This is a genomic window from Pedobacter quisquiliarum (assembly GCF_014642175.1).
Lineage (GTDB): Bacteria > Bacteroidota > Bacteroidia > Sphingobacteriales > Sphingobacteriaceae > Pedobacter > Pedobacter quisquiliarum.
Window position 1 is genome coordinate 1 of record NZ_BMIL01000015.1, and the last position, 17,929, is coordinate 17,929.

Annotated in this window: 19 protein-coding genes; 2 read left to right on the forward strand and 17 right to left on the reverse strand. The window is 34.2% G+C overall.

The annotated features are described in order from the left end of the window. The 4 genes from IEW69_RS16510 to IEW69_RS16525 all read right to left on the reverse strand — a co-directional run. Positions 1-687 (reverse strand): DNA cytosine methyltransferase (locus IEW69_RS16510; RefSeq protein WP_188627979.1); only part of this gene is annotated, 687 nt, incomplete at its 3' end. A 2-nt stretch (positions 688-689) separates the two neighbouring features. Further along, complete coding sequence (locus tag IEW69_RS16515) at positions 690-1,016, reverse strand: helix-turn-helix domain-containing protein (protein WP_188627980.1); 327 nt, start codon at positions 1,014-1,016, stop codon at positions 690-692. 308 nt (positions 1,017-1,324) lie between these two features. Next, a complete protein-coding gene (locus IEW69_RS16520) occupies positions 1,325-1,651 on the reverse strand; it encodes a type II toxin-antitoxin system PemK/MazF family toxin (protein WP_188627981.1) in 327 nt (108 codons plus the stop codon). After that, a complete protein-coding gene (locus IEW69_RS16525; RefSeq protein ID WP_188627982.1) occupies positions 1,645-1,884 on the reverse strand; it encodes an AbrB/MazE/SpoVT family DNA-binding domain-containing protein in 240 nt (79 codons plus the stop codon). The genes IEW69_RS16520 and IEW69_RS16525 overlap by 7 nt, the downstream gene beginning before the upstream one ends. Before the next feature lie 375 nt (positions 1,885-2,259). Here IEW69_RS16525 and IEW69_RS16530 point away from each other — a divergent pair, with 375 nt between their 5' ends. Then, positions 2,260-3,186 (forward strand): replication initiation protein, encoded by a 927-nt coding sequence (locus IEW69_RS16530; protein WP_188627983.1) that lies wholly within the window; start codon positions 2,260-2,262, stop codon positions 3,184-3,186. Positions 3,187-3,192: 6 nt separating this feature from the next. Here IEW69_RS16530 and IEW69_RS16535 read toward each other — a convergent pair whose 3' ends face one another. The 8 genes from IEW69_RS16535 to IEW69_RS16570 all read right to left on the reverse strand — a co-directional run bounded on the left by IEW69_RS16535 (position 3,193) and on the right by IEW69_RS16570 (position 11,945). Beyond that, the gene (locus IEW69_RS16535) at positions 3,193-3,567 is read right to left on the reverse strand and encodes a GIY-YIG nuclease family protein (RefSeq protein ID WP_188627984.1); all 375 of its coding nucleotides are present in this window, start codon (positions 3,565-3,567) and stop codon (positions 3,193-3,195) included. Between the two features lie 44 nt (positions 3,568-3,611). Then, positions 3,612-3,824, reverse strand: coding sequence for a hypothetical protein (locus IEW69_RS16540; RefSeq protein WP_188627985.1), 213 nt, complete (start codon positions 3,822-3,824; stop codon positions 3,612-3,614). Next, positions 3,824-4,450 (reverse strand): nucleotide-binding protein, encoded by a 627-nt coding sequence (locus IEW69_RS16545; protein WP_188627986.1) that lies wholly within the window; start codon positions 4,448-4,450, stop codon positions 3,824-3,826. The genes IEW69_RS16540 and IEW69_RS16545 overlap by 1 nt, the downstream gene beginning before the upstream one ends. Positions 4,451-4,924: 474 nt before the next feature. Continuing rightward, entirely contained in the window at positions 4,925-6,538 is a 1,614-nt protein-coding gene (locus IEW69_RS16550) for a type IV secretory system conjugative DNA transfer family protein (protein ID WP_188627987.1), read from the reverse strand. A gap of 10 nt (positions 6,539-6,548) precedes the next feature. After that, the gene (locus IEW69_RS16555; RefSeq protein WP_188627988.1) at positions 6,549-8,108 is read right to left on the reverse strand and encodes a relaxase/mobilization nuclease domain-containing protein; all 1,560 of its coding nucleotides are present in this window, start codon (positions 8,106-8,108) and stop codon (positions 6,549-6,551) included. Next, positions 8,089-8,379: a plasmid mobilization protein gene (locus IEW69_RS16560; protein WP_188627989.1), complete on the reverse strand. Its 291-nt coding sequence runs from the start codon at positions 8,377-8,379 to the stop codon at positions 8,089-8,091. Before IEW69_RS16560 ends, IEW69_RS16555 begins: the two co-directional genes overlap by 20 nt. Positions 8,380-8,802: 423 nt before the next feature. Next, positions 8,803-11,727 (reverse strand): KGGVGR-motif variant AAA ATPase, encoded by a 2,925-nt coding sequence (locus IEW69_RS16565; RefSeq protein WP_188627990.1) that lies wholly within the window; start codon positions 11,725-11,727, stop codon positions 8,803-8,805. Next, positions 11,727-11,945 (reverse strand): hypothetical protein, encoded by a 219-nt coding sequence (locus IEW69_RS16570; protein WP_188627991.1) that lies wholly within the window; start codon positions 11,943-11,945, stop codon positions 11,727-11,729. The genes IEW69_RS16565 and IEW69_RS16570 overlap by 1 nt, the downstream gene beginning before the upstream one ends. A 473-nt stretch (positions 11,946-12,418) precedes the next feature. On the opposite strand from IEW69_RS16570, the gene IEW69_RS16575 reads away from it, so the two are divergent. Then, complete coding sequence (locus IEW69_RS16575) at positions 12,419-13,036, forward strand: recombinase family protein (RefSeq protein ID WP_188627992.1); 618 nt, start codon at positions 12,419-12,421, stop codon at positions 13,034-13,036. Positions 13,037-13,041: 5 nt separating this feature from the next. On the opposite strand, the gene rpmF is transcribed toward IEW69_RS16575, so the two are convergent. The 5 genes from rpmF to IEW69_RS16600 all read right to left on the reverse strand — a co-directional run. Continuing rightward, positions 13,042-13,233 (reverse strand): 50S ribosomal protein L32, encoded by a 192-nt coding sequence (gene rpmF / locus IEW69_RS16580; protein ID WP_188627993.1) that lies wholly within the window; start codon positions 13,231-13,233, stop codon positions 13,042-13,044. A gap of 118 nt (positions 13,234-13,351) precedes the next feature. Next, positions 13,352-14,677, reverse strand: coding sequence for an LlaJI family restriction endonuclease (locus tag IEW69_RS16585; RefSeq protein ID WP_188627994.1), 1,326 nt, complete (start codon positions 14,675-14,677; stop codon positions 13,352-13,354). A 20-nt stretch (positions 14,678-14,697) separates the two neighbouring features. Next, on the reverse strand, positions 14,698-16,248 hold the full coding sequence (locus tag IEW69_RS16590; RefSeq protein ID WP_188627995.1) for an AAA family ATPase: 1,551 nt from the start codon (positions 16,246-16,248) through the stop codon (positions 14,698-14,700). Continuing rightward, positions 16,249-17,346: a DNA cytosine methyltransferase gene (locus IEW69_RS16595; RefSeq protein WP_188627996.1), complete on the reverse strand. Its 1,098-nt coding sequence runs from the start codon at positions 17,344-17,346 to the stop codon at positions 16,249-16,251. It lies immediately after the preceding gene. 4 nt (positions 17,347-17,350) lie between these two features. Further along, positions 17,351-17,929 (reverse strand): DNA cytosine methyltransferase (locus IEW69_RS16600; RefSeq protein ID WP_188627997.1); only part of this gene is annotated, 579 nt, incomplete at its 5' end.

A 17,929-nucleotide genomic window follows, 5' to 3' on the forward strand; every position in this document is an offset into this window, starting at 1 on the left:
AAAAAAAACTCTTTTTCTCTTTTGAGGTACCCCATAATCCGCCGAATTAGCTCTAATTAATTTCAATTTAAATCCTAATTTATCAATAGCCTCAACCAGGTTATCTACAGCAAATTTATTATGGGGATGAAGTAAACTTTCTACATTTTCTAATATAAACCCGTCAGGACGAATATCTGAAACCAACTTTAAGTAATGGCCAATCATATTACGGGGATCTTCATGACTAAGCCTATTTTTTAATGTAAGCCAATAACCAGCTTTTGAGAAGGGTTGGCATGGAGGCCCACCAATCATAATTAGTTTTTCAGGGTTATTAGTTTTTATAGTTTCTTTAAATAGCAAAGCATCAGTATCGGTTATGTTTCCTAAATTATGCTTAGTATGATTAAAAAAATTGTTATTGGAAAGAGTTGCTATGCTATCTTTATCAAAGTCATGTGATGATATAACTTTTGCTTTAGCAAGCTGAGCTCCAATATCTAGTCCTCCAGCTCCACTAAAAAAACTTAGGGCCTGTATTTTACTTTCAATTACTTGCTCTGTAAGTTCTTTAGTAATAAAATAATTCTTTTCATTTAATGGGTCTATCGTTAGACAGGTTCCTTTTTTTTCTCTTAGTATTGGTAAACATGGTTCCTTAAAAACCATCTCTGGTAAATATTCTTGGATTAGATCTAATTTCATTTTTAAAGGTTTAGGTTACCCTGATGAGTATATTTGGCTCGAAGGTAGCTGGCTTTTTCATTTGCCAGCTTAAATAATTCAGATGAATCTGACTCTCTGTAAATTAACTCTGCAATTTTTTCGCTATAATATTCCTTCTCCAATATTTTAACATCTAGTTTAAAAACTTGAGCTAATGCTGGTAGGATGTCTTCCGAAATCACTTTTTTATTATTTTCAATTTTAGAAAGACTTGATTGATCAATATCCAACGCTGCAGCTAGCTTTGTCAAAGTCATATTATGTTCTTTTCTCAAATTTCTAATATATTCTCCAAGTGTTTCCCGCATTGTCTTGAAATTTTCGTCTTGACGTTTTTTTCAAAAGTATTGAAAATTACTGTGCATTAGCTAATAATTTTAGTTTTTTATTCAAATTCTATTTTTTCTAAGTTATTGTAGCATTATTTTTTGTCCTTCTTCAAGAGTAAGTATATTAAACTTTTTTAATGACTGTTCATCTTCATATATTCCATTTCCATTGGAGTCATTCAATAAGATCATTACGGCTAACCTCATTTATTGAGGCCCTGCTCTGATAGTTCAGTAAAATCATTGTAAGTGTACCTGAGGTTTTTCAGAATATTCATATATAAAGTTTAATCTATTAACATTTTATGTAAAGCATCTTTCAAAGAAATAATTTCGTGTTTAGATAGTTTCCCAATTTTAAGACCTATACAAGCTCTGTGTACTACTTTTATTTGATCGGTAGCCATAGAGGCAGATCTATTGGCAATAACGCAAGGTACACGCCAAGGATAGCTCGTAATTTTAGATGTTATGGGGACGACAACTAAAGTTTTTGAAAATCCATTCATTTCGTCCGGACTTACTACTACGCATGGTAGCGTCTTTGCTACTTCACTTTCTAGTGAAGAATCCAAAGAAATCAAGAAAACTTCATATTGATTAATTTTTACCATGTCCATTCTTCCCTTTCAAATTCGTTAGGTAAATGCTTGTTATCATTTCCAGTAGTACTTATGGAATAAGCAGCTTCGGCCCATCCTTGACGTGGTTCAGGTTTAATAATAATGCTTCCATTACTTATTGTAAGTTCTACAGTGGATCTCTTAGATAATTTTAATTGCTTTAAAAGCACTGTAGGAAGTATGATTCCGTAGCTATTGCCAATATTTATAATGTTTGTTTTCATGTTATAACCAATACCCTATTTAAACCGCAAATTAAGATTAAATGTTATAACATCACGGCGCAACCCGATTTTTTTTATTTAATCCCCCTCTTTGTTTTTTTGTTGCGATTCCCATAATCTTTTTTATCGTAGAAGCTTTTTGGAGGGGGCATAACAATGTTTTTTATATTTTATTTATTTTCTTTATTTTAGGTATGATTAATATATTGATATACAGTGGTTTATATGACTTAAAAACCACCTTTTATAAGTCAATTACCACTTTTTATAAGTCAATTACCACTTTTTATAAGTTAAAAACCACTTTTTATAAGTTAAAAACCACAATTATAAACATATGTTGTTTTTAATTGTGGTTATGCTTATGTTTGGATTATGGAAGTTTATCAAATCCCGGCAAATAAAGTAATCATGCAACATAATATGATTACAAGCGGGCGCTATGATTTTACCGCTTGTCAATTAGATATCCTGTTTATGCTTCTAGCATGTTTAGAAAAAGGTGATGATAAAGACAAAGAGTATGATATTCATGTACAAGACATTGAATTAATTACCGGTAGAAAATGGAATTATCAACAACTTAGGGAAGCTAGCCAGGATATTGGTTCTCGAATGTTTGAGATAGAAACAACAGAAAAATATATTCAATTGTGGCTGTTTAAAAGCTTTACATACCATACCGGCAAAGGATATTTTACAGTTGCAATCAATGATAAGGCTAGACCCTACTTTTTTGAGTTAAAAAACAATTTTACCAGAATGCAATTGAAAGCGGTGCTTTCTTGTTCATCAAAATATGCTAAACGTTTATATGCTCTTGCTTGTCAATGGAGGTCAGCTGGCGTAGTTAAAATGACTATTTCGGATCTTAAAGAAATGCTTAGTTTAAAAGACCCAAAAGGAAAGACCAAGGAGCAATTTGAGAGAATTAGCGAGTTTCAAACTAAAGTACTAGATATAGCAAAAAAGCAGATAAATGAACATACAGATGTACAGTTTGATTATGATCTGAAAAAGCGGGGGCGCTCCTATGAACTCATTGTTATTTATGTAGATTTTAAAAAAGAAAAACAGTTAACTATCGATTTTAATCAATCTATTGAATTTCAGAAGGCAGTAAGAACTGTTACTGCCTATGGCGTTTCTGAGGATATGGCCAAACTCATTGCTCACAAAAATTATGACGAATTTCTTAAACTGATAGAGCAAATGAAAAAAGGAAAAACAGCTATTAATGATCCGGCTGCCTTTATAGTTGGAGTGTTTCAGAAAAAAGGAGTTATACCTATGAAGTCTTAAACTCTGCTACTTGTTATACTTAGGATTTAAAATCCAAATAGCTAAGTGTTCTAAAGCTTCGGCTTCACGTTTATTATAGCATATATGTACTTTATATTTATAATGATTTGAAAAGTGATCCTGAGCAGTTGCTCTGTCAAGGTGTACCTGGAGAGTTATTAATTTCTTCATTAATGTATGTGTTGATTCGTGCCTTAGATCAGTTCCAAACCTAACATTAAATTTGTTAGTACTACCAATATACATAAGGCTATCAAATTGATCATAGATCATATATACGCCCATAATATTCTTCTGCTTTTTAACATCTGCAAAAGATATGTAAGGACTATTTACAAGCTGGGTTATAGCGTGTCGTAAATCATTAATTTCAGTTTCCATTTACTTATTCTAAATAGTAATAACGTATTGACGTCAATACGTTATTACTTCAAATATCCCCTTATTGCTTCTTCAACTAGAGTTTTAACATTTACACCTTCTTCAACCGCTTTAAGTTTTAAAGACTTAAGTAACTCTTTATCCAACCAAAGTGTATAGCTACTTTCAGCATCTCGTTTCCTTTCTTTAACAGGTACGATCTTTTGTTTTGGTGTTTCTTTAGGCGTTATTTGTTTTAATTTATCGAATGCTCCCATTATAATAGGTTTAGTATTTGGGTTGTTAAATATTCCAGTTCTTGTATAGCTTGTTGATCAGTACCAGTGCTTATTCCTCCGGAGAGAAAAGTATTATTAAAGACAACTCTATCACGAATTTCTGCAAGAATAGGCAAATCATAGTTTTCTAATTGTTCCCTGGCTTGCTCTGTTATACTGGCTCTTGGTTTTACCATATTAAGAACTATACCCGCTTTTAATTCTGGTTTTTTTCGCTGTGCTTCTTTAACTAATTCAATGGTATCACGTATAGCCATTATATCAGGTACTCCTGCTTTTGTAGGTATCAAGACGAAATCTGATTCTAAAAATATAGGCACCATATTTTCAGTTAAATAAGGAGGGGTATCAATAAAAATAACTTCATAGGGTTGCTTTCTTAAATGTTTCACCCCCTCATATTTTATAATATCAATACCTTCAACAATATCTTTTAATTGCATCGTAGATCCTTGGGGATCTGTATCTGTTAATCCTGTAGCTACTTCCTTACTGAATCTATAAGCAAGATTTAAAGCCAATGTACTTTTTCCTACACCGCCTTTTTGATGTGCAATCGTAATTATTTTAGTCATTAAAAAAAATATATCAATACGTATTGACATTATTACGTATTGACACGAATGTACAGTTTTTAGAACCACATTACAAGTCAATTCGCTAATTTTTAATATTCATATCGTAAATGCAAAGCATGGCAAGCACGCAGTAAGCTATTTAAAGTCGGTTTTCTTCTTGTCGTTTACGCTTTCTCAATTTCTTTTGAGCTTTACTGCAACAAACTTGATCAGGTAAGTAATATACTACCATCACTTAGTAAATCTATGTGATTTAAAGCCGATGGAGATAGCATTAATTTTGGATTGATAAGCCATTTGCCTGTCCTTTCTAAAAAGTTGAGTGCTATTTATAATTGCAGACTATTTATAAGAAAAAAGATTATGAAAAAACAATCGAATACGATTCAGCAAAAAGAGAAAATAACAACGAAAGACGTAATAAATTGGACAATAGACCTAATAAAAGTTCTTGTAAGCGCATTTGCAGCCTATCTTATTAAAGGATAGGACTGCAGCTTCTTAATTTGTTGCTACTGCTTGAAGAATACTATTACTATCAATCTTTATATTATTAAATACGCTATTTAATGTATGTTCTGATACCTCTGATTTTCTAGGTAAATCTGCTTGCATAAAGGAATTATTCAATGCTACTGAAGTTTTGCCTTGCCTTACATTCCCTTCGCTCAAAAGGGTGTAAAATGACCCTGTTTCAATAGTTGCAACTTCTTGAACTTTTACAAGATCTCTTTCCTGGTAAGCATAGCTTTCACCCCTCCCATTTCTCATGTCTCCTATGATACTTCGGTTGAAGTTCTGACTGTCCGTTTTCATAAGCTTATCAGATTTACCAAACATCTGACTTACCCGCTGGGCAGTTTGCGGATTGGTTGTTCTGCCATAAAACTGGTTTCCAAGGTTTGATAAAATTGCTTCTGCTTTTTCCTTACCATACCTGTCAACAATTTGCGTGATATCCTGGCAGGCAAGGACAGTGGCAACTTTGTTACTTCTGGCTGTTGCAGGTAACTGCTCGATGTTAGGCACAAACACAGTAGGAAACTCATCAAGCAACACCATGGATTTCTGTTTTCCCTGCTGATTTAACTGCTTGGTAATGGCAGTAAGAATAAGGCCAATCACTGGTGCATAGGTAGAAGCTAGTATCGGGTCATTTCCAATGGTTAGTATTCCAGGATTACCAGGATCATTCAGATCCAGGCTAAAGTCACTTTTAGAAGTGATATAATAGATTTCAGGGGTATTGATTTTGCCAAGAGAGATCTGAAGGCTGCTGATCACTCCGGCAAGCTGGTTCCCTGCTCCCGTCTGCATGGCCACTGCAATCGGTGCCACCATATCTGCGCATTGCATATTTGTTTGCAGCAGTCTGATCAGTGCCTCATAGTTGGGCTGCAGTACCAGGCTGATCGCATGGGGAAGCGTGCAATATTGCGGCTGCTCCTGCCTTAAATACCAGAATACTGCACTGAGCAGGCTTAAACTGTTATCTGACCAGAAATCCGGCTTAGAGATCATCTGCGGGTTCAAGTTGGCCAAGATCGTATGAGCAAACTCGCGGGCAAAGGATGCATTCCTCATGATCTCCGGAGAGATAGGGTTTACCCGGTTACTGGTGGATAGATCTGAGAAGTTTACATAGTACCGGTTCACAGGACTGTTCTGGTAGGCGCTCTCTACATACCTTGCAAGCTCCGGGTATTTAAAGTCATAGACCACACCTGCAAAGTTCTTCCGTCCTGCATCATAAATAATGGGCTCTACGATACTTTTACTCTTTCCGCTTCCGGCACCTCCACAGACAAATACCCCGGCATAAGGGTTAAGGATCTTTACACTGTTATTTAGATCCAGATCCATCCTTTCAGGCTCCTGCCTGGAAGGCGTAGAAGCAGAAACACCTGATACCGCACCTTTAACTTTCTTATAGATCCAATATGCGCCATATCCTGTAGCAGAAAGAAAAATAAGGACCACCAGCCAGTCAGGAAGCCTGGTAAAGGCAAAAAAGAAAAAGCTGAGTCCGGTAGTACCAAGCGCCCAGTAAAGGATAATTTTTACGATGGAAATTTTTTGTGCCGGTTTCGGGTAATCATGGTTGATTTCTTTCATGGTTCTTTATTTATCTGCTTAATCCTTTGCTTTGGTCCTGCTCCTTTGATGGTGATATACTTTTCTTAAACTCCTGCTGCCGGTTATGTTCAAACTGCCGTTGTTCAAATTTGGGCCTCACCTCAAAATCCCTTTCCTCAAGGCCATATACCCTTGGCTTAAACTCAGGCTTTATAGCGTTGATTTTCTCTCTTTCCAGGTTGCTGTTTGCTTTCTCCTTTTCGCTTGCCTTTCCCGATAGCTTATCAAGAAGACCAATTTTTTCAGGCGCCTTTTTCATCAGGTCATTGTACTTAGATTCAATGCCCTTGAAAATCTGCTGTTGTTGCTTTACCCCTTTGACCGCATGGTCAAATGCATTATTAGGGATCCCTTTTTGCATTCCTCCGCTTGAATAAACAAACTGATCCTGCTCAGCCTTAAATCCATGCTTTGCCATAACGCTGTTTACATCTAAAGAGGTATTACCCTTTTCAAGCTCAGCTTTGATTTCCCTGATCGCCCCCTGAGCCTTTGGATTATACTCTTTTGCAAAATCTACTTCCTGCTGTTCCTGTTTGGTGGGCTGTAAACCTGCAGATGGATCCTTAACCTCTGGTCTGATCCCTGCAGAATGGCTTTCAAACTTTGGCACCTGGATGCCTGGTGTTTTGCTGTCGCCTTTTATAAATAAGCTTTGCTCCTTCTGACCTTCCAGGTGAACAGCCAGCGAAGATTTAAGGCGGTGTGGGTTAACATTCTCTAACCGCTCGGACTTAGCCTGGTTTTCTGATAAAGCTTCGCTGATATCGGCCCACCGGTATCCGGCAGCTGATCCCTTTACTGCAATTTCATCTTTCCGGAAACTAACCCCGGATATCCCGTTCTTATTTTGGGATAACTGCACATCAATCCCCCTTTTACCAAGAGCTTCCCTCAGTTGCTCCGGGTTCTTTACTTCTTCTTTGGAAAGTACCTCCGTTAGGGCAATCCGGATCTCATTTTTTGTATCCATAATAGCTGGGTTTTTATCTCTGACCGGCTTTTGTTCTTTTTGCTGTTTTTGGGTCTTTACATACCGGAAACCTTTCTTTAAGGAAGGATCATAGACCACCGTCCTCCCGGTCGTTGGCCGGAGTTGCTGCAGTTGCTCAACTTTATCGCAGGCCACCTGCAGACGGTCTTTGATTCGGTGGTCATTTAATAGCTCTCCGTCCATCCCGATCCTATTGGCTACAACATGATAATGGTCATGCGCCTTATCCTTATGCTGCACCACCACATACTGGTGGTTGTCTTTTTCTATCCCGATATCCTTTAGGATACTGTCGATCGCCTGCTCCGCCTGGGCCCGGCTCAATTTTTCATCCGGATGAAAATTGATCTGCACATGCAGCACCGGTTTCTGCGCAGTCTTCCGCTCATCGGCCACCTCCCGCATTTGCTTTCCCATCTCCCTGCTCGAGCCGTAAACCTGGTTCAGCTCGAGCAGTTTTGCGCGCGTCTCTTCAGGATACTTTTTAGTTTCCTGGAGGGCGTAAGATATAGCCTTGGCAAAGCCGTTTCCCGTGTTAGCGTTTGCGGTAGGCATAGCGTATTTTCTCTATCAGTTCCCTTAAGGTAGCAGCAACTTCCACCGGTATGATACCGGTGGAATTGGCGTGCCGGGTGAGCTGGTTTAAATTATTTGCGATCCCGTTCAGGATCTTTTTTTCGTCCCCTTCGATCTTAATGATGCTTCCTGAAAGCAGCATCTTCCGGGCATACTCGCTCACCGATGCGCCAGCCTCGTTAGCCTTATCCTGGATGATCTTTTTATCCGACGGACTGACCCGGAGGATAATATTGGTTTCCTTTTCCATCTTCAAAATTCATCTTTAATGAAAGACCTTGGGGCATTAGCGAAGCGCTTTGTCCCTTGGGATCTTTGGCCAAAAAAGTAGCGCAGCGTTAAGCTTTTTTGCGAGGGTTGGCGATAGTATATAATGTAGTGAAACGAAATGTATATACATCTGCCCCCCCTCGCTTCTTTACGATCAACCCTAAGGTAGGGAGAATTTAGGATTTGACAAAATCCTAAATACGAAGCTGGCTTAGGGGCGAAAAAGCATAACCGGAAGGTTATGTCTTTGGAGCGGACCGAGAACAAAAAATGCCCATCGAGGGCATTTTGGTTTGATGGGCAACTATCCTATATACGAATATACAGATATTCGTATATAGGGATACACTGGGAATTCACTGATTGAAAAACCTAATGTGACGTGGTATATGGTTATAAAACATTAATTCCTGATCTTGTTTTTTAAACCCAAATAGTATTTATATAGTAAGGCAAATTGATATCTTTTCTGTACGTTGTTTGTTGCGCCAGCTCGTTGAAATCTATCTAAGATAATTCCATTTACTTTCAATAGTTCTATTAAACCTTCCTTAGTTTTATTCTCTAATGCACTAGAATATTTTTCAATAACATTATCTAATAAGTTATAAAAATCTTGCTGTTGAAGTTCTAATAATTTAAACCTACTATCTGCATCATCTCTAATATATTGAAAGATGTAAGTCAAATCTCCATTTCCTTTTTCACTTGCTAAATCCTTAAAGTGCCTTTCAACCGCCTTTCCTCTAGTTTGCCCATGTGTATAATAATATTGAGGCAAAATTGGCTTTGGACGTCGATCCTCACCAATAATTGCCCATTTAACTGATTCAGACAATAAATCTATAAAAGGTCGAAGGCTAATCGTCTCATTAGCATTCTTAAGATTTTTAAAAAACCAGTCATAACTTTCTCCATATCTAGGGGTATTATTAACATCGGCATACTTACCAAAAAATGTTGCAGTTAAATGCTTAAGTATATATTCTTCAGTTGCTGGTTGCTTATCTTGTTTGTCAATTTCTCTTCTTATTTTTGCTATATGATTTTTAGGAAAGTCCTTATACTCCCTCATCAAAAAATAAAAATCATCTTTGGAGTGAGATAGAATTATTTTGAAAAAATAGGCGAATAATTCTTCTCGATTCCATTCAATGTTAATAGACCTGTTATTTAAAGCTTGAATATTGTTAACATTGGAAATTTTTTCAAATAAGTCGCTTCTAAGGAACATCTTTGGAAATATTCTTGAATAAGTAAATTTCTTGCATAAATTTATTAGAGGTGCAACTCGCTCAGACCATAGATGCGGTTTTACTACATGATCTAATTCGTCAAAAATTATAATAACATGCTCATCGCCTTTAATCTTTAGAGATCTATCGATGTTCTCCAATCCAAGTTCTACTTCTATCATCATATCATCACTTGATATAATTTGATTAAATCGCAGAGATGTTATTGTGTTATCTTCAACAGGAAATGTTTCAATGGTTGAAGTTAAGCTTAGCTCTTTATCTAATTCTCTTGTTAAAACATTCCATATATATACTTGCCAAAATCTTTCATAGTATTTCTCATTTGAATATTTTTCTAGGCCGTCAAATTTAGTCGTATCAATAAAATACTTGTTTTTGAAAATAATGTGAATGAATCTATATTCAATTTCAGATTTATTGGCTATTCCTTTTAAGTGGCTAACTATATCATTGTTTTTCAGTGATTTATATATATAGGTCTTACCTGTTCCCTTATTTCCGAGCACAATAAACTTGTCTAAGTTGAACAAGTCCAGCATGCAATTCCTGTAAAAATACCTTCCTTGATTATATTCTAATTGAAAGTCTTCAATATCTTCTGCATATAATTCCGGCATCTTTTCCTTAAGTGTTGTGAGTACGCGCATTTTGACCTCATATACATTATCGTTTTGAGCGTCAAAAATTTCATATTCACTGTCAATTTTGTTTAGTTCAGAAAGTTCATTGAAGTTTTCTTCTATATTTTCATGATCCGTGTCTTCGATGTATAAGTCTTCTTCATTATGCTCTGAATTTTCGCTTTCCTTTATAGCATATTTATTATAGTCGTAGAGTAATGAATTTATTTTTTCGAATAGTTCAGCTTGTTCTGGAGAGGACTTTTCTTTTATAAGGTCAATAAAATCTAATCTATCGCTATCTTTATTTCCAACTGATTCTAGCACTTCATTCCGAGTAATAGGAAACATATCAATATTGATCTCATCATCATTTATTATAACGCCATTACTCACAGCCAATGACTTCCTTGACAAATAGCTCTGAACATTTTCCTTGAAGTTATTGAACCACCTTCTTTTATTGCTGGCAGGAATTATTGAATTAACTATAATTCCAACCAAGTATTGGCGCTTAATAATTGAATCTATAAAAAAATGAATTCCGGGAAGTGTTTGTATGTTGTTTCCAAAAAAGCCTATTACTATGTCTGAAAGCTGAAAAGCTGTTAATCCAAACACATCATTAAATCCGGTTCTAGAATCCAGTAAAATCAGGTCTGGCTTAATTTCTTCATTAATTTTATAAATTAAGCTATTAAATTTATTAACAATAAATTGGCGTTCTGAGAAATCTATGCGGGCTAACCCCTTTAAATAATGATCTCTATCTGAAGCTTGTACGTCTTCAGTTTGAAAGTCGTTCAAATTCCCAGAAGGCATAACAAAAATTTCTCCTTTGCCACTATACTCCTTTGAAGCTTCCCATAAATAATTTCGTATACTTAATTCGCTATTATCAAGATCAGAATCTAATAGATACTCTACAACTCCATTGCTGTAAAATGGAGCTCCTGAATCAGTTAAGAAAAAGTTTGTGAATCCTGGGGCTTCAAAGTCACAGTCTATTATAACTACTTTTTTACTATGATGTGTTGCTAAATAGGCAGCGCAAGATGCTAGTGTCGTTGATCTTCCAACTCCACCCTTATAACTGTAAAACGTTATAATGGGAGTCTCAGATTTACGACCAGTATCAATTAGGCGTTCTTTTGCCAATAAATTGACTAAACGACGGTCTGAATCAGTAGTATTTACTTTATCCCCTTCATTAAAATATAAGTTCTTTAGAAAATTGTCTTCATCCTCTTCTAAAAAGAACTCGACCTCTAATTTAGTATCGGGCCATATCTTCGTTATTTTATCCAATAGGTGTTCGGGTCCTATTATGTAGATAGTAATAGTATTGTTAGATTTTAAGTAAATTCTAAAATCAATTATTTCGTTAGCTTTTTGTAATTCGATTAAAGACTTTTCAAGTCTTTCGATTCCAGTATAAATTTGTATCATTAAAATCTTCTCAATATCAGGGTTAAAAACTCTTCAACATACTTTAAATACTTTGATAGAAGTTCTTGATCAATGTCTTTTACGCGGACTTTATCTCCATAGAAGTATCGGAGATCGGTACTCCAGCCATTAAAGAGCGCGGTAATCTTGTTATCCTGTATCTTATTGTATATAAATGGTAATGCGCTAAGATCTGGCCCGTTATTACATTTGTTCATATAATCTATTTTAGCATAGAAACTATGTGTTTTGAATCCTAAGTGGTAATGTTCACTATCCTCCACATGACCTTTATGTTTCAAATTACTGAAAAATGCATAACTAAGTGCCGTTTCAATTATATAACCACTTAGATAATAAATGTTATGAAGATGATGATTTTTATTGTTTTTATCAGTTTCAAGATTGTTTAATAGATACTTACAAGTTAGTAAGTGCCGGGTTGAAGCTTTTTTATATTCCTTATAATCCATTTCCTGAAATGCGCATTTCGTGTAATATAATGATATTACATCTAATTTGAATAATTAGGTTCACTAGGCTTTACTGTTTCGAAATAAAAATATAATGAGATAATATTATCATTTAAACCATCATATAAATAATAACTATAATTAGATGAAAGTCATAACTTATATGATAACCATTATTATAAATTAATTACTAAATTAGGTTTTCTTATAATCCTAAAATGACTCGTACAATAGCATATCTCAGAGTATCTTCAATAGAACAAAATCTAGAAAAGAATAAAGCTGATATCTTACACCTTGCTAATGATAAAAACTTAGGCAAAGTAGAATTTATTGAAGAAAAGATATCAGGAAAAGTCTCGTGGAGGCAGCGTAAAATCGGACCGATTCTTTCTGAACTTAAAAAAGGTGATACAATATTGCTTAGTGAATTTTCTCGTCTTGGACGAAGTATGCTTGAATGCATGGAGATTATATCTATTGCAATGGAAAAGGGTATTAAAGTATATACAGTAAAAGGTGGGTGGCAATTGGATGATACCATTCAAAGCAAAGTATTGGCCATGGTCTTTGCTATGGCTGCCGAGATTGAACGTGACCTCATCAGCAAAAGAACAAAAGAAGCCTTGAATTCAATCCGTTTATCCGGGGTCCAGTTGGGCAGGCCGAAAGGACCAGGAAAAAGTAAGCTTGACATTGTGCGTACTGAAATCGAAGCCTTACTAAACAATGGATCTACACAAAGATTTATTGCTAAACGCTATAAAGTGACAGAACCTACTCTCAGCAATTGGATGAAAAAAAATAGAATAATAAAAGTTTTTAAAGAATTATAGAGCAATTAAGCTATCTGAGTATTCTCAATTAAAATTTTACCGTTGAAATATAAGTTACCATCTACATTATAAGCTCTATGGGGCAGATGAACAGCTCCTGTATTAATACAACTTGTTAAAGTAGGAGTTACCGCTTTATAATGAGTACGACGCTTATCTCTTCTAGATTTAGAAATTTTTCTTTTTGGATGTGCCATTATCTTATATAATTATTATTGCAAAATTGAAAATGGCATAAATAATAATTTTATTCTTATTTATCTTGATAACCAGAACAATCTATTCTTTAGAAGCATCAAAAGTACAGTATTATTTTCAATTATCATTAAGCTTTTTATCTATTGTAAGGCCTAGGCTAGAAAGATCAAAAATTTCATTATTTAAATAGCTACTAAATAAATGATCAGGAGAAATATAGACCAGCCATATCTTACTTTCAAGGAATAAACTAAATGTAACAAATCCAAATACTTCTATAAAGGTTGTTTGAGCACTAGGAAAAACGAAAACATTATATTTTCTATAAGGAAGATTGGAAAATGCCATCTCGTATAAAAATTGTTTTCCTACATCTGCTATCCCTGGATTATTGATTACATTAAACCCAGGGTTGTTTTCATATTTAATAGCATAATATTTTGCATCAATGATAAAAAGCATTTCAAGACTTGGTATAACCGAAATAATATCTGGTTTTAGTGAACTTTTATCTTTTGATTCCTCATTTAAGTTATTCCAAACTGGCTTTGGAATAAGTTGATTAAAGTCTCCTATTTTGTTATTTAAAACATTACTGCAGGCTAACTCCCATATAATGTGAAAATAACTCGTTCCATAAATAGAGAATCCCTTTATTGTGCTATCATACGATTTATTTAAGCCAGCTATTAATATTTTTAGAATATTTATTTGACGATCTGTATAAACTTGACTTAACTCCTTGTATATAACATCCTTAATATAAGAAATCGCTCCTAATGAAGTAAGATCTTGAATAGTATCTTCACTAAAAGTAAAGTTGTATGTTAGTAGCTTCCCATATTTGTTTATGTATAATTTAACTAACCATTTATGTACTTCTGAAATAATGAAATTATCATCTATATAGGTCGAATAACCTAGTGTTTCAGTATAGATTGGATATCCTTTTGAAAATATGGGATCAAATGTATTTATCGTTTTATTCCAATCAACTTCTCCCTCCTGACTAACACTCAATAAGACCTTCTCTTTGATATATATTCCATTATCAAGATAATCCTTAATTAAATTATCAGCTAATACTAATTCGGAAAAGTAATTTTGGGAACTAAATGAAAAATTATCATAATCAGGAGTTACTCTATCTATATAGCTTGCTTTTTTTAGTACTTTAATAATCTTTGAAGTTGCATCAATCAAATCATCAAAACCTAGACTATCTAACTCGAAATACTTTGGAAGTATACAAATCAATAAATCCTCAACAGTTATGATACCTACGAAGGAAAATGAAAGTTGGCCAAGATAATTTCTATTTATACATTTTTCAGAAAGCAATTTCGCATGCCATTTATCATCATAGTTTAAAAGCGAAAGTATCTCATCTTCCGAATGATATTCGTTTTCAATGACAAAAATGAAATTATAAAACCTTTGCATTTAATAGACCTATTGTCTTATTATTCTTCTATTAAGGATAAATCATCCCCGGCAAAAACGGATTGATCAGGATCATCGTAAGCTTTAATAATTTCCGAAAATGTTTTATGCTTAAATATGCTTTCTGGATTATGCCGAACTACGTCATCACGCAGATAAAGAAGCAATTTATTTTTAATAGCACTTTCATCCTCTAACTCCTTTGTATTCATAAAAAATGGACCAATCATTTTATCTTCTGCAATACCAAGTAATTTGAGTTTATTATTAATGAAAAACCTGAACTTATTCCAATTATAAGCCTTTTGCTGAAAGATTACAGTTCTATCTTCCACAATGGCAGATTGTTTATCTAAAGGCAGGTATTCAAATGACCATCTTCTTTTAAACGCAGCATCTAAAGGCATTACACCTTGATCCGCACTATTCATAGTCGCCCAAATAAATAAATTACTTGGTAGCTTTATTTTCTCTTCATCAATACCTTGACTTTTCAAATAATTTAAAATATCATTATTAAAAGTGATTTCATATTCACTTTCTCCTTGGTTATTTCGATCTAAAAGTTGAAAGATATCTCCAAATACAGATGCAACAGGCGCTCGATTGATTTCCTCGATAATAACTAAATAATTACTACCAGGGTTTATCTTAGCGTTAATAAGTTGCTTTAATAACGGTCCTTCAGTAAAAGCATAATCAATCAATGGTTCCTTATTATCATTACCAATAAGTTCAGTTACTTTATCGGCTTTAAATAATTTATCATTTTGTTGATCACCCTGCTTGTATATAGGTACAGGCCGATATGTTCCAACAAACTGTTGATATGAATAACTAGAATGGAAGGTTATTCTAATAGTATTGTCTCTAATAAAACCCGCATTATCAGCTTGCTTTTGTAATTCAAAGCTTTTACCGGTTCCAGGTGCTCCATATATAATTTTGTTTCGATAAAGGTTATCACTATCCATTGTGGACGGCGTAACTGCTTGGACAACAGAAACTGGTAAAGTACCATTATGCAAACTATCTTTATTCTCAATATAAAAGTGAATAAATTCCGGACGGAATGCACATATCAATGATCCAGCTTCGTTTCTCATAGAGCTAAAACCTAATGCTTTGGCTTTTTGCAATAAATCTATATTAGTTCTTAAACTAGGATTTGATGGATAATTAAATGTATTTATAATTGGCCACGCTACAATAATAGTTTCTTCCCAACTATCATTTTGGTTAAATACATATATTCCAAGTATTAAAGTTTTTGAAACAAATGAATCAGTTTGTTTTGTACTCCTTGGATCTTTATTGCCAAGCTGTATTCGCTTTTCTTTATCACTACGCCGATCTTCTTCCTTTCTTACACTGCCAACATATATATTAAGGTCTAATGATCCTAAAGCATTGTGAGTTATTTTAAAACCTCTTAAGCTACCAGAACTACTAGTGTGAGTAACTTGCCATTTGTATACACTTAAAATATCTTTTAATAAATTATCAATTTGGCTTGCTAATGCTTGATCAGCTTTTATAAGCTTTGCATCATGATCTACTTCCCACTTCATTTAGAGTAATAATAATTCAGATTTACTTTTTATATTTTTAGTAGAATTGTTTTTAGTAAAATAAGTCATTTTAATTTTACTAGCAAATACAAAAGCCAAATAAGGAGGTACTGCATTTCCAACTTGTCTCCACTGTTCCTGAAAAGATCCTTTTAAATTATATTTATCATCAAAGGATTGTATTCTTTTAATTTCAGCTATTCTCAAAAATCTATTTTTCCAATGAAAAGGACCTTGATTATTAGAAAAGCTAGCTTGAATTGTCCAAGAAGGACGATTTTGAGAAAGTTTTAATAAGAAAGTCCAATATCTAGACTTCCACTTAAATAAGGGATTAGGATAACCCCGTTTTTCTGTAAAAAACAAGTAGTTTTCTCCAGGAGGAATCAGTGGCAACAAATGTTTGTCTTTAGAACCAGCTGATTGATTAGCATCCTCTGGTAAATCATAATCTATTTCATTCAAAATATCTCCACATGTAACCCATGGTTTAGTTAACAACGATAATTTTTTGATTACTGCTGGATCGGCATGAGTTTCGGTTGGAAATACAAAAGCTGGTAATTCTTTTTTTACACCCACACATATAAAGCGTTTTCTAGTTTGAGCAACTCCATAATTTGCTGCATTAACTACTTTATATGTTATATTATACCCTAATGATTCAGCTTGATCACGTAAATATTCAAATTCATATAAATGCAGTTTATGTAAGAAACCATCAACATTTTCGAAAAAGAAAATTGTTGGATTTAATTCTTCAACTGCGCGAAAATATTCTTTTAAAGTGAAACCATACTTTTCATCTTCTACACCCTTTTTTTTGTCTATTAAATAATGTCGTGTTTGAGAATATGGAGGGCATGGAGGTCCTCCAATTAAGCAATCAACATTTTTAAGACCTCTTTTTATAAGTATACTTTTAAAATCAATTTCTCTTATATCTGCACATTTAACTTCATCTGCAATCATATTAGCTTCTAAAGTTTCGCAAGCTATCTTCCAATTATCAGTAGCTAATATAGTTTCATAGCCTGCTTGGTGAAAACCAAGGTCTAATCCACCACAACCAGAATAAACACTAACTATATTTGGCATGTAATCAAATATTTTTCATTAAAAAATCAACTATTACCTTACCTAATAAAGGAGGAACAGCATTCCCAATTTGTTTTTGTACGGATCTTCTTGAACCACTAAAAAAATAGTTTTCAGGAAATGTTTGTATAGCTGCTAATTCAGGAATCCGAAGTCTTCTAGAGGTCCAATGAAAAGGTCCTTCCCAATGTCCAGGTTGAGATATTATTGTCCATGATGGTAGCGTTGGGTCAAGTTTTAATAAAAAAGTCCAATATCGTTTTCCTGCAATGAATTTTGGATCTGAAAAACCAGCCCTTTCTGTTAAAGCGATGTAGTTTTTGCCTGGAGGTACAATACAAAGATCTTCATAATATTTTCCTTCAGCTGACTCTTCCTTTTCGTAAAATTCTTTGGAGCCAAATTTACCCATCCAATCAAATACGTTCTCGTAAGGTCTTAGCAACGGATTTACAATAATTTCTTTGGCATTTCCATGAGTCTTGATTGGTTCATCAAATTTAAACGCTTTTTTTGAACAGATAAAAAAAACTCTTTTTCTCTTTTGAGGTACCCCATAATCCGCCGAATTAGCTCTAATTAA

Excerpts from the sequence above, each read along its gene's own strand:
- IEW69_RS16550 (WP_188627987.1), bottom strand. The coding sequence starts at position 6,538 with ATGAAAGAAATCAACCATGATTACCCGAAACCGGCACAAAAAATTTCC.
- IEW69_RS16525 (WP_188627982.1), bottom strand. The coding sequence starts at position 1,884 with ATGAAAACAAACATTATAAATATTGGCAATAGCTACGGAATCATACTT.
- rpmF (WP_188627993.1), bottom strand. The coding sequence starts at position 13,233 with ATGGCACATCCAAAAAGAAAAATTTCTAAATCTAGAAGAGATAAGCGT.
- IEW69_RS16540 (WP_188627985.1), bottom strand. The coding sequence starts at position 3,824 with ATGGGAGCATTCGATAAATTAAAACAAATAACGCCTAAAGAAACACCA.
- IEW69_RS16555 (WP_188627988.1), bottom strand. The coding sequence starts at position 8,108 with ATGCCTACCGCAAACGCTAACACGGGAAACGGCTTTGCCAAGGCTATA.
- IEW69_RS16535 (WP_188627984.1), bottom strand. The coding sequence starts at position 3,567 with ATGGAAACTGAAATTAATGATTTACGACACGCTATAACCCAGCTTGTA.
- IEW69_RS16575 (WP_188627992.1), top strand. The coding sequence starts at position 12,419 with ATGACTCGTACAATAGCATATCTCAGAGTATCTTCAATAGAACAAAAT.
- IEW69_RS16515 (WP_188627980.1), bottom strand. The coding sequence starts at position 1,016 with ATGCGGGAAACACTTGGAGAATATATTAGAAATTTGAGAAAAGAACAT.
- IEW69_RS16570 (WP_188627991.1), bottom strand. The coding sequence starts at position 11,945 with ATGAACAAATGTAATAACGGGCCAGATCTTAGCGCATTACCATTTATA.
- IEW69_RS16585 (WP_188627994.1), bottom strand. The coding sequence starts at position 14,677 with ATGCAAAGGTTTTATAATTTCATTTTTGTCATTGAAAACGAATATCAT.
- IEW69_RS16560 (WP_188627989.1), bottom strand. The coding sequence starts at position 8,379 with ATGGAAAAGGAAACCAATATTATCCTCCGGGTCAGTCCGTCGGATAAA.
- IEW69_RS16590 (WP_188627995.1), bottom strand. The coding sequence starts at position 16,248 with ATGAAGTGGGAAGTAGATCATGATGCAAAGCTTATAAAAGCTGATCAA.
- IEW69_RS16520 (WP_188627981.1), bottom strand. The coding sequence starts at position 1,651 with ATGGTAAAAATTAATCAATATGAAGTTTTCTTGATTTCTTTGGATTCT.
- IEW69_RS16595 (WP_188627996.1), bottom strand. The coding sequence starts at position 17,346 with ATGCCAAATATAGTTAGTGTTTATTCTGGTTGTGGTGGATTAGACCTT.
- IEW69_RS16565 (WP_188627990.1), bottom strand. The coding sequence starts at position 11,727 with ATGATACAAATTTATACTGGAATCGAAAGACTTGAAAAGTCTTTAATC.
- IEW69_RS16530 (WP_188627983.1), top strand. The coding sequence starts at position 2,260 with ATGGAAGTTTATCAAATCCCGGCAAATAAAGTAATCATGCAACATAAT.
- IEW69_RS16545 (WP_188627986.1), bottom strand. The coding sequence starts at position 4,450 with ATGTCAATACGTATTGATATATTTTTTTTAATGACTAAAATAATTACG.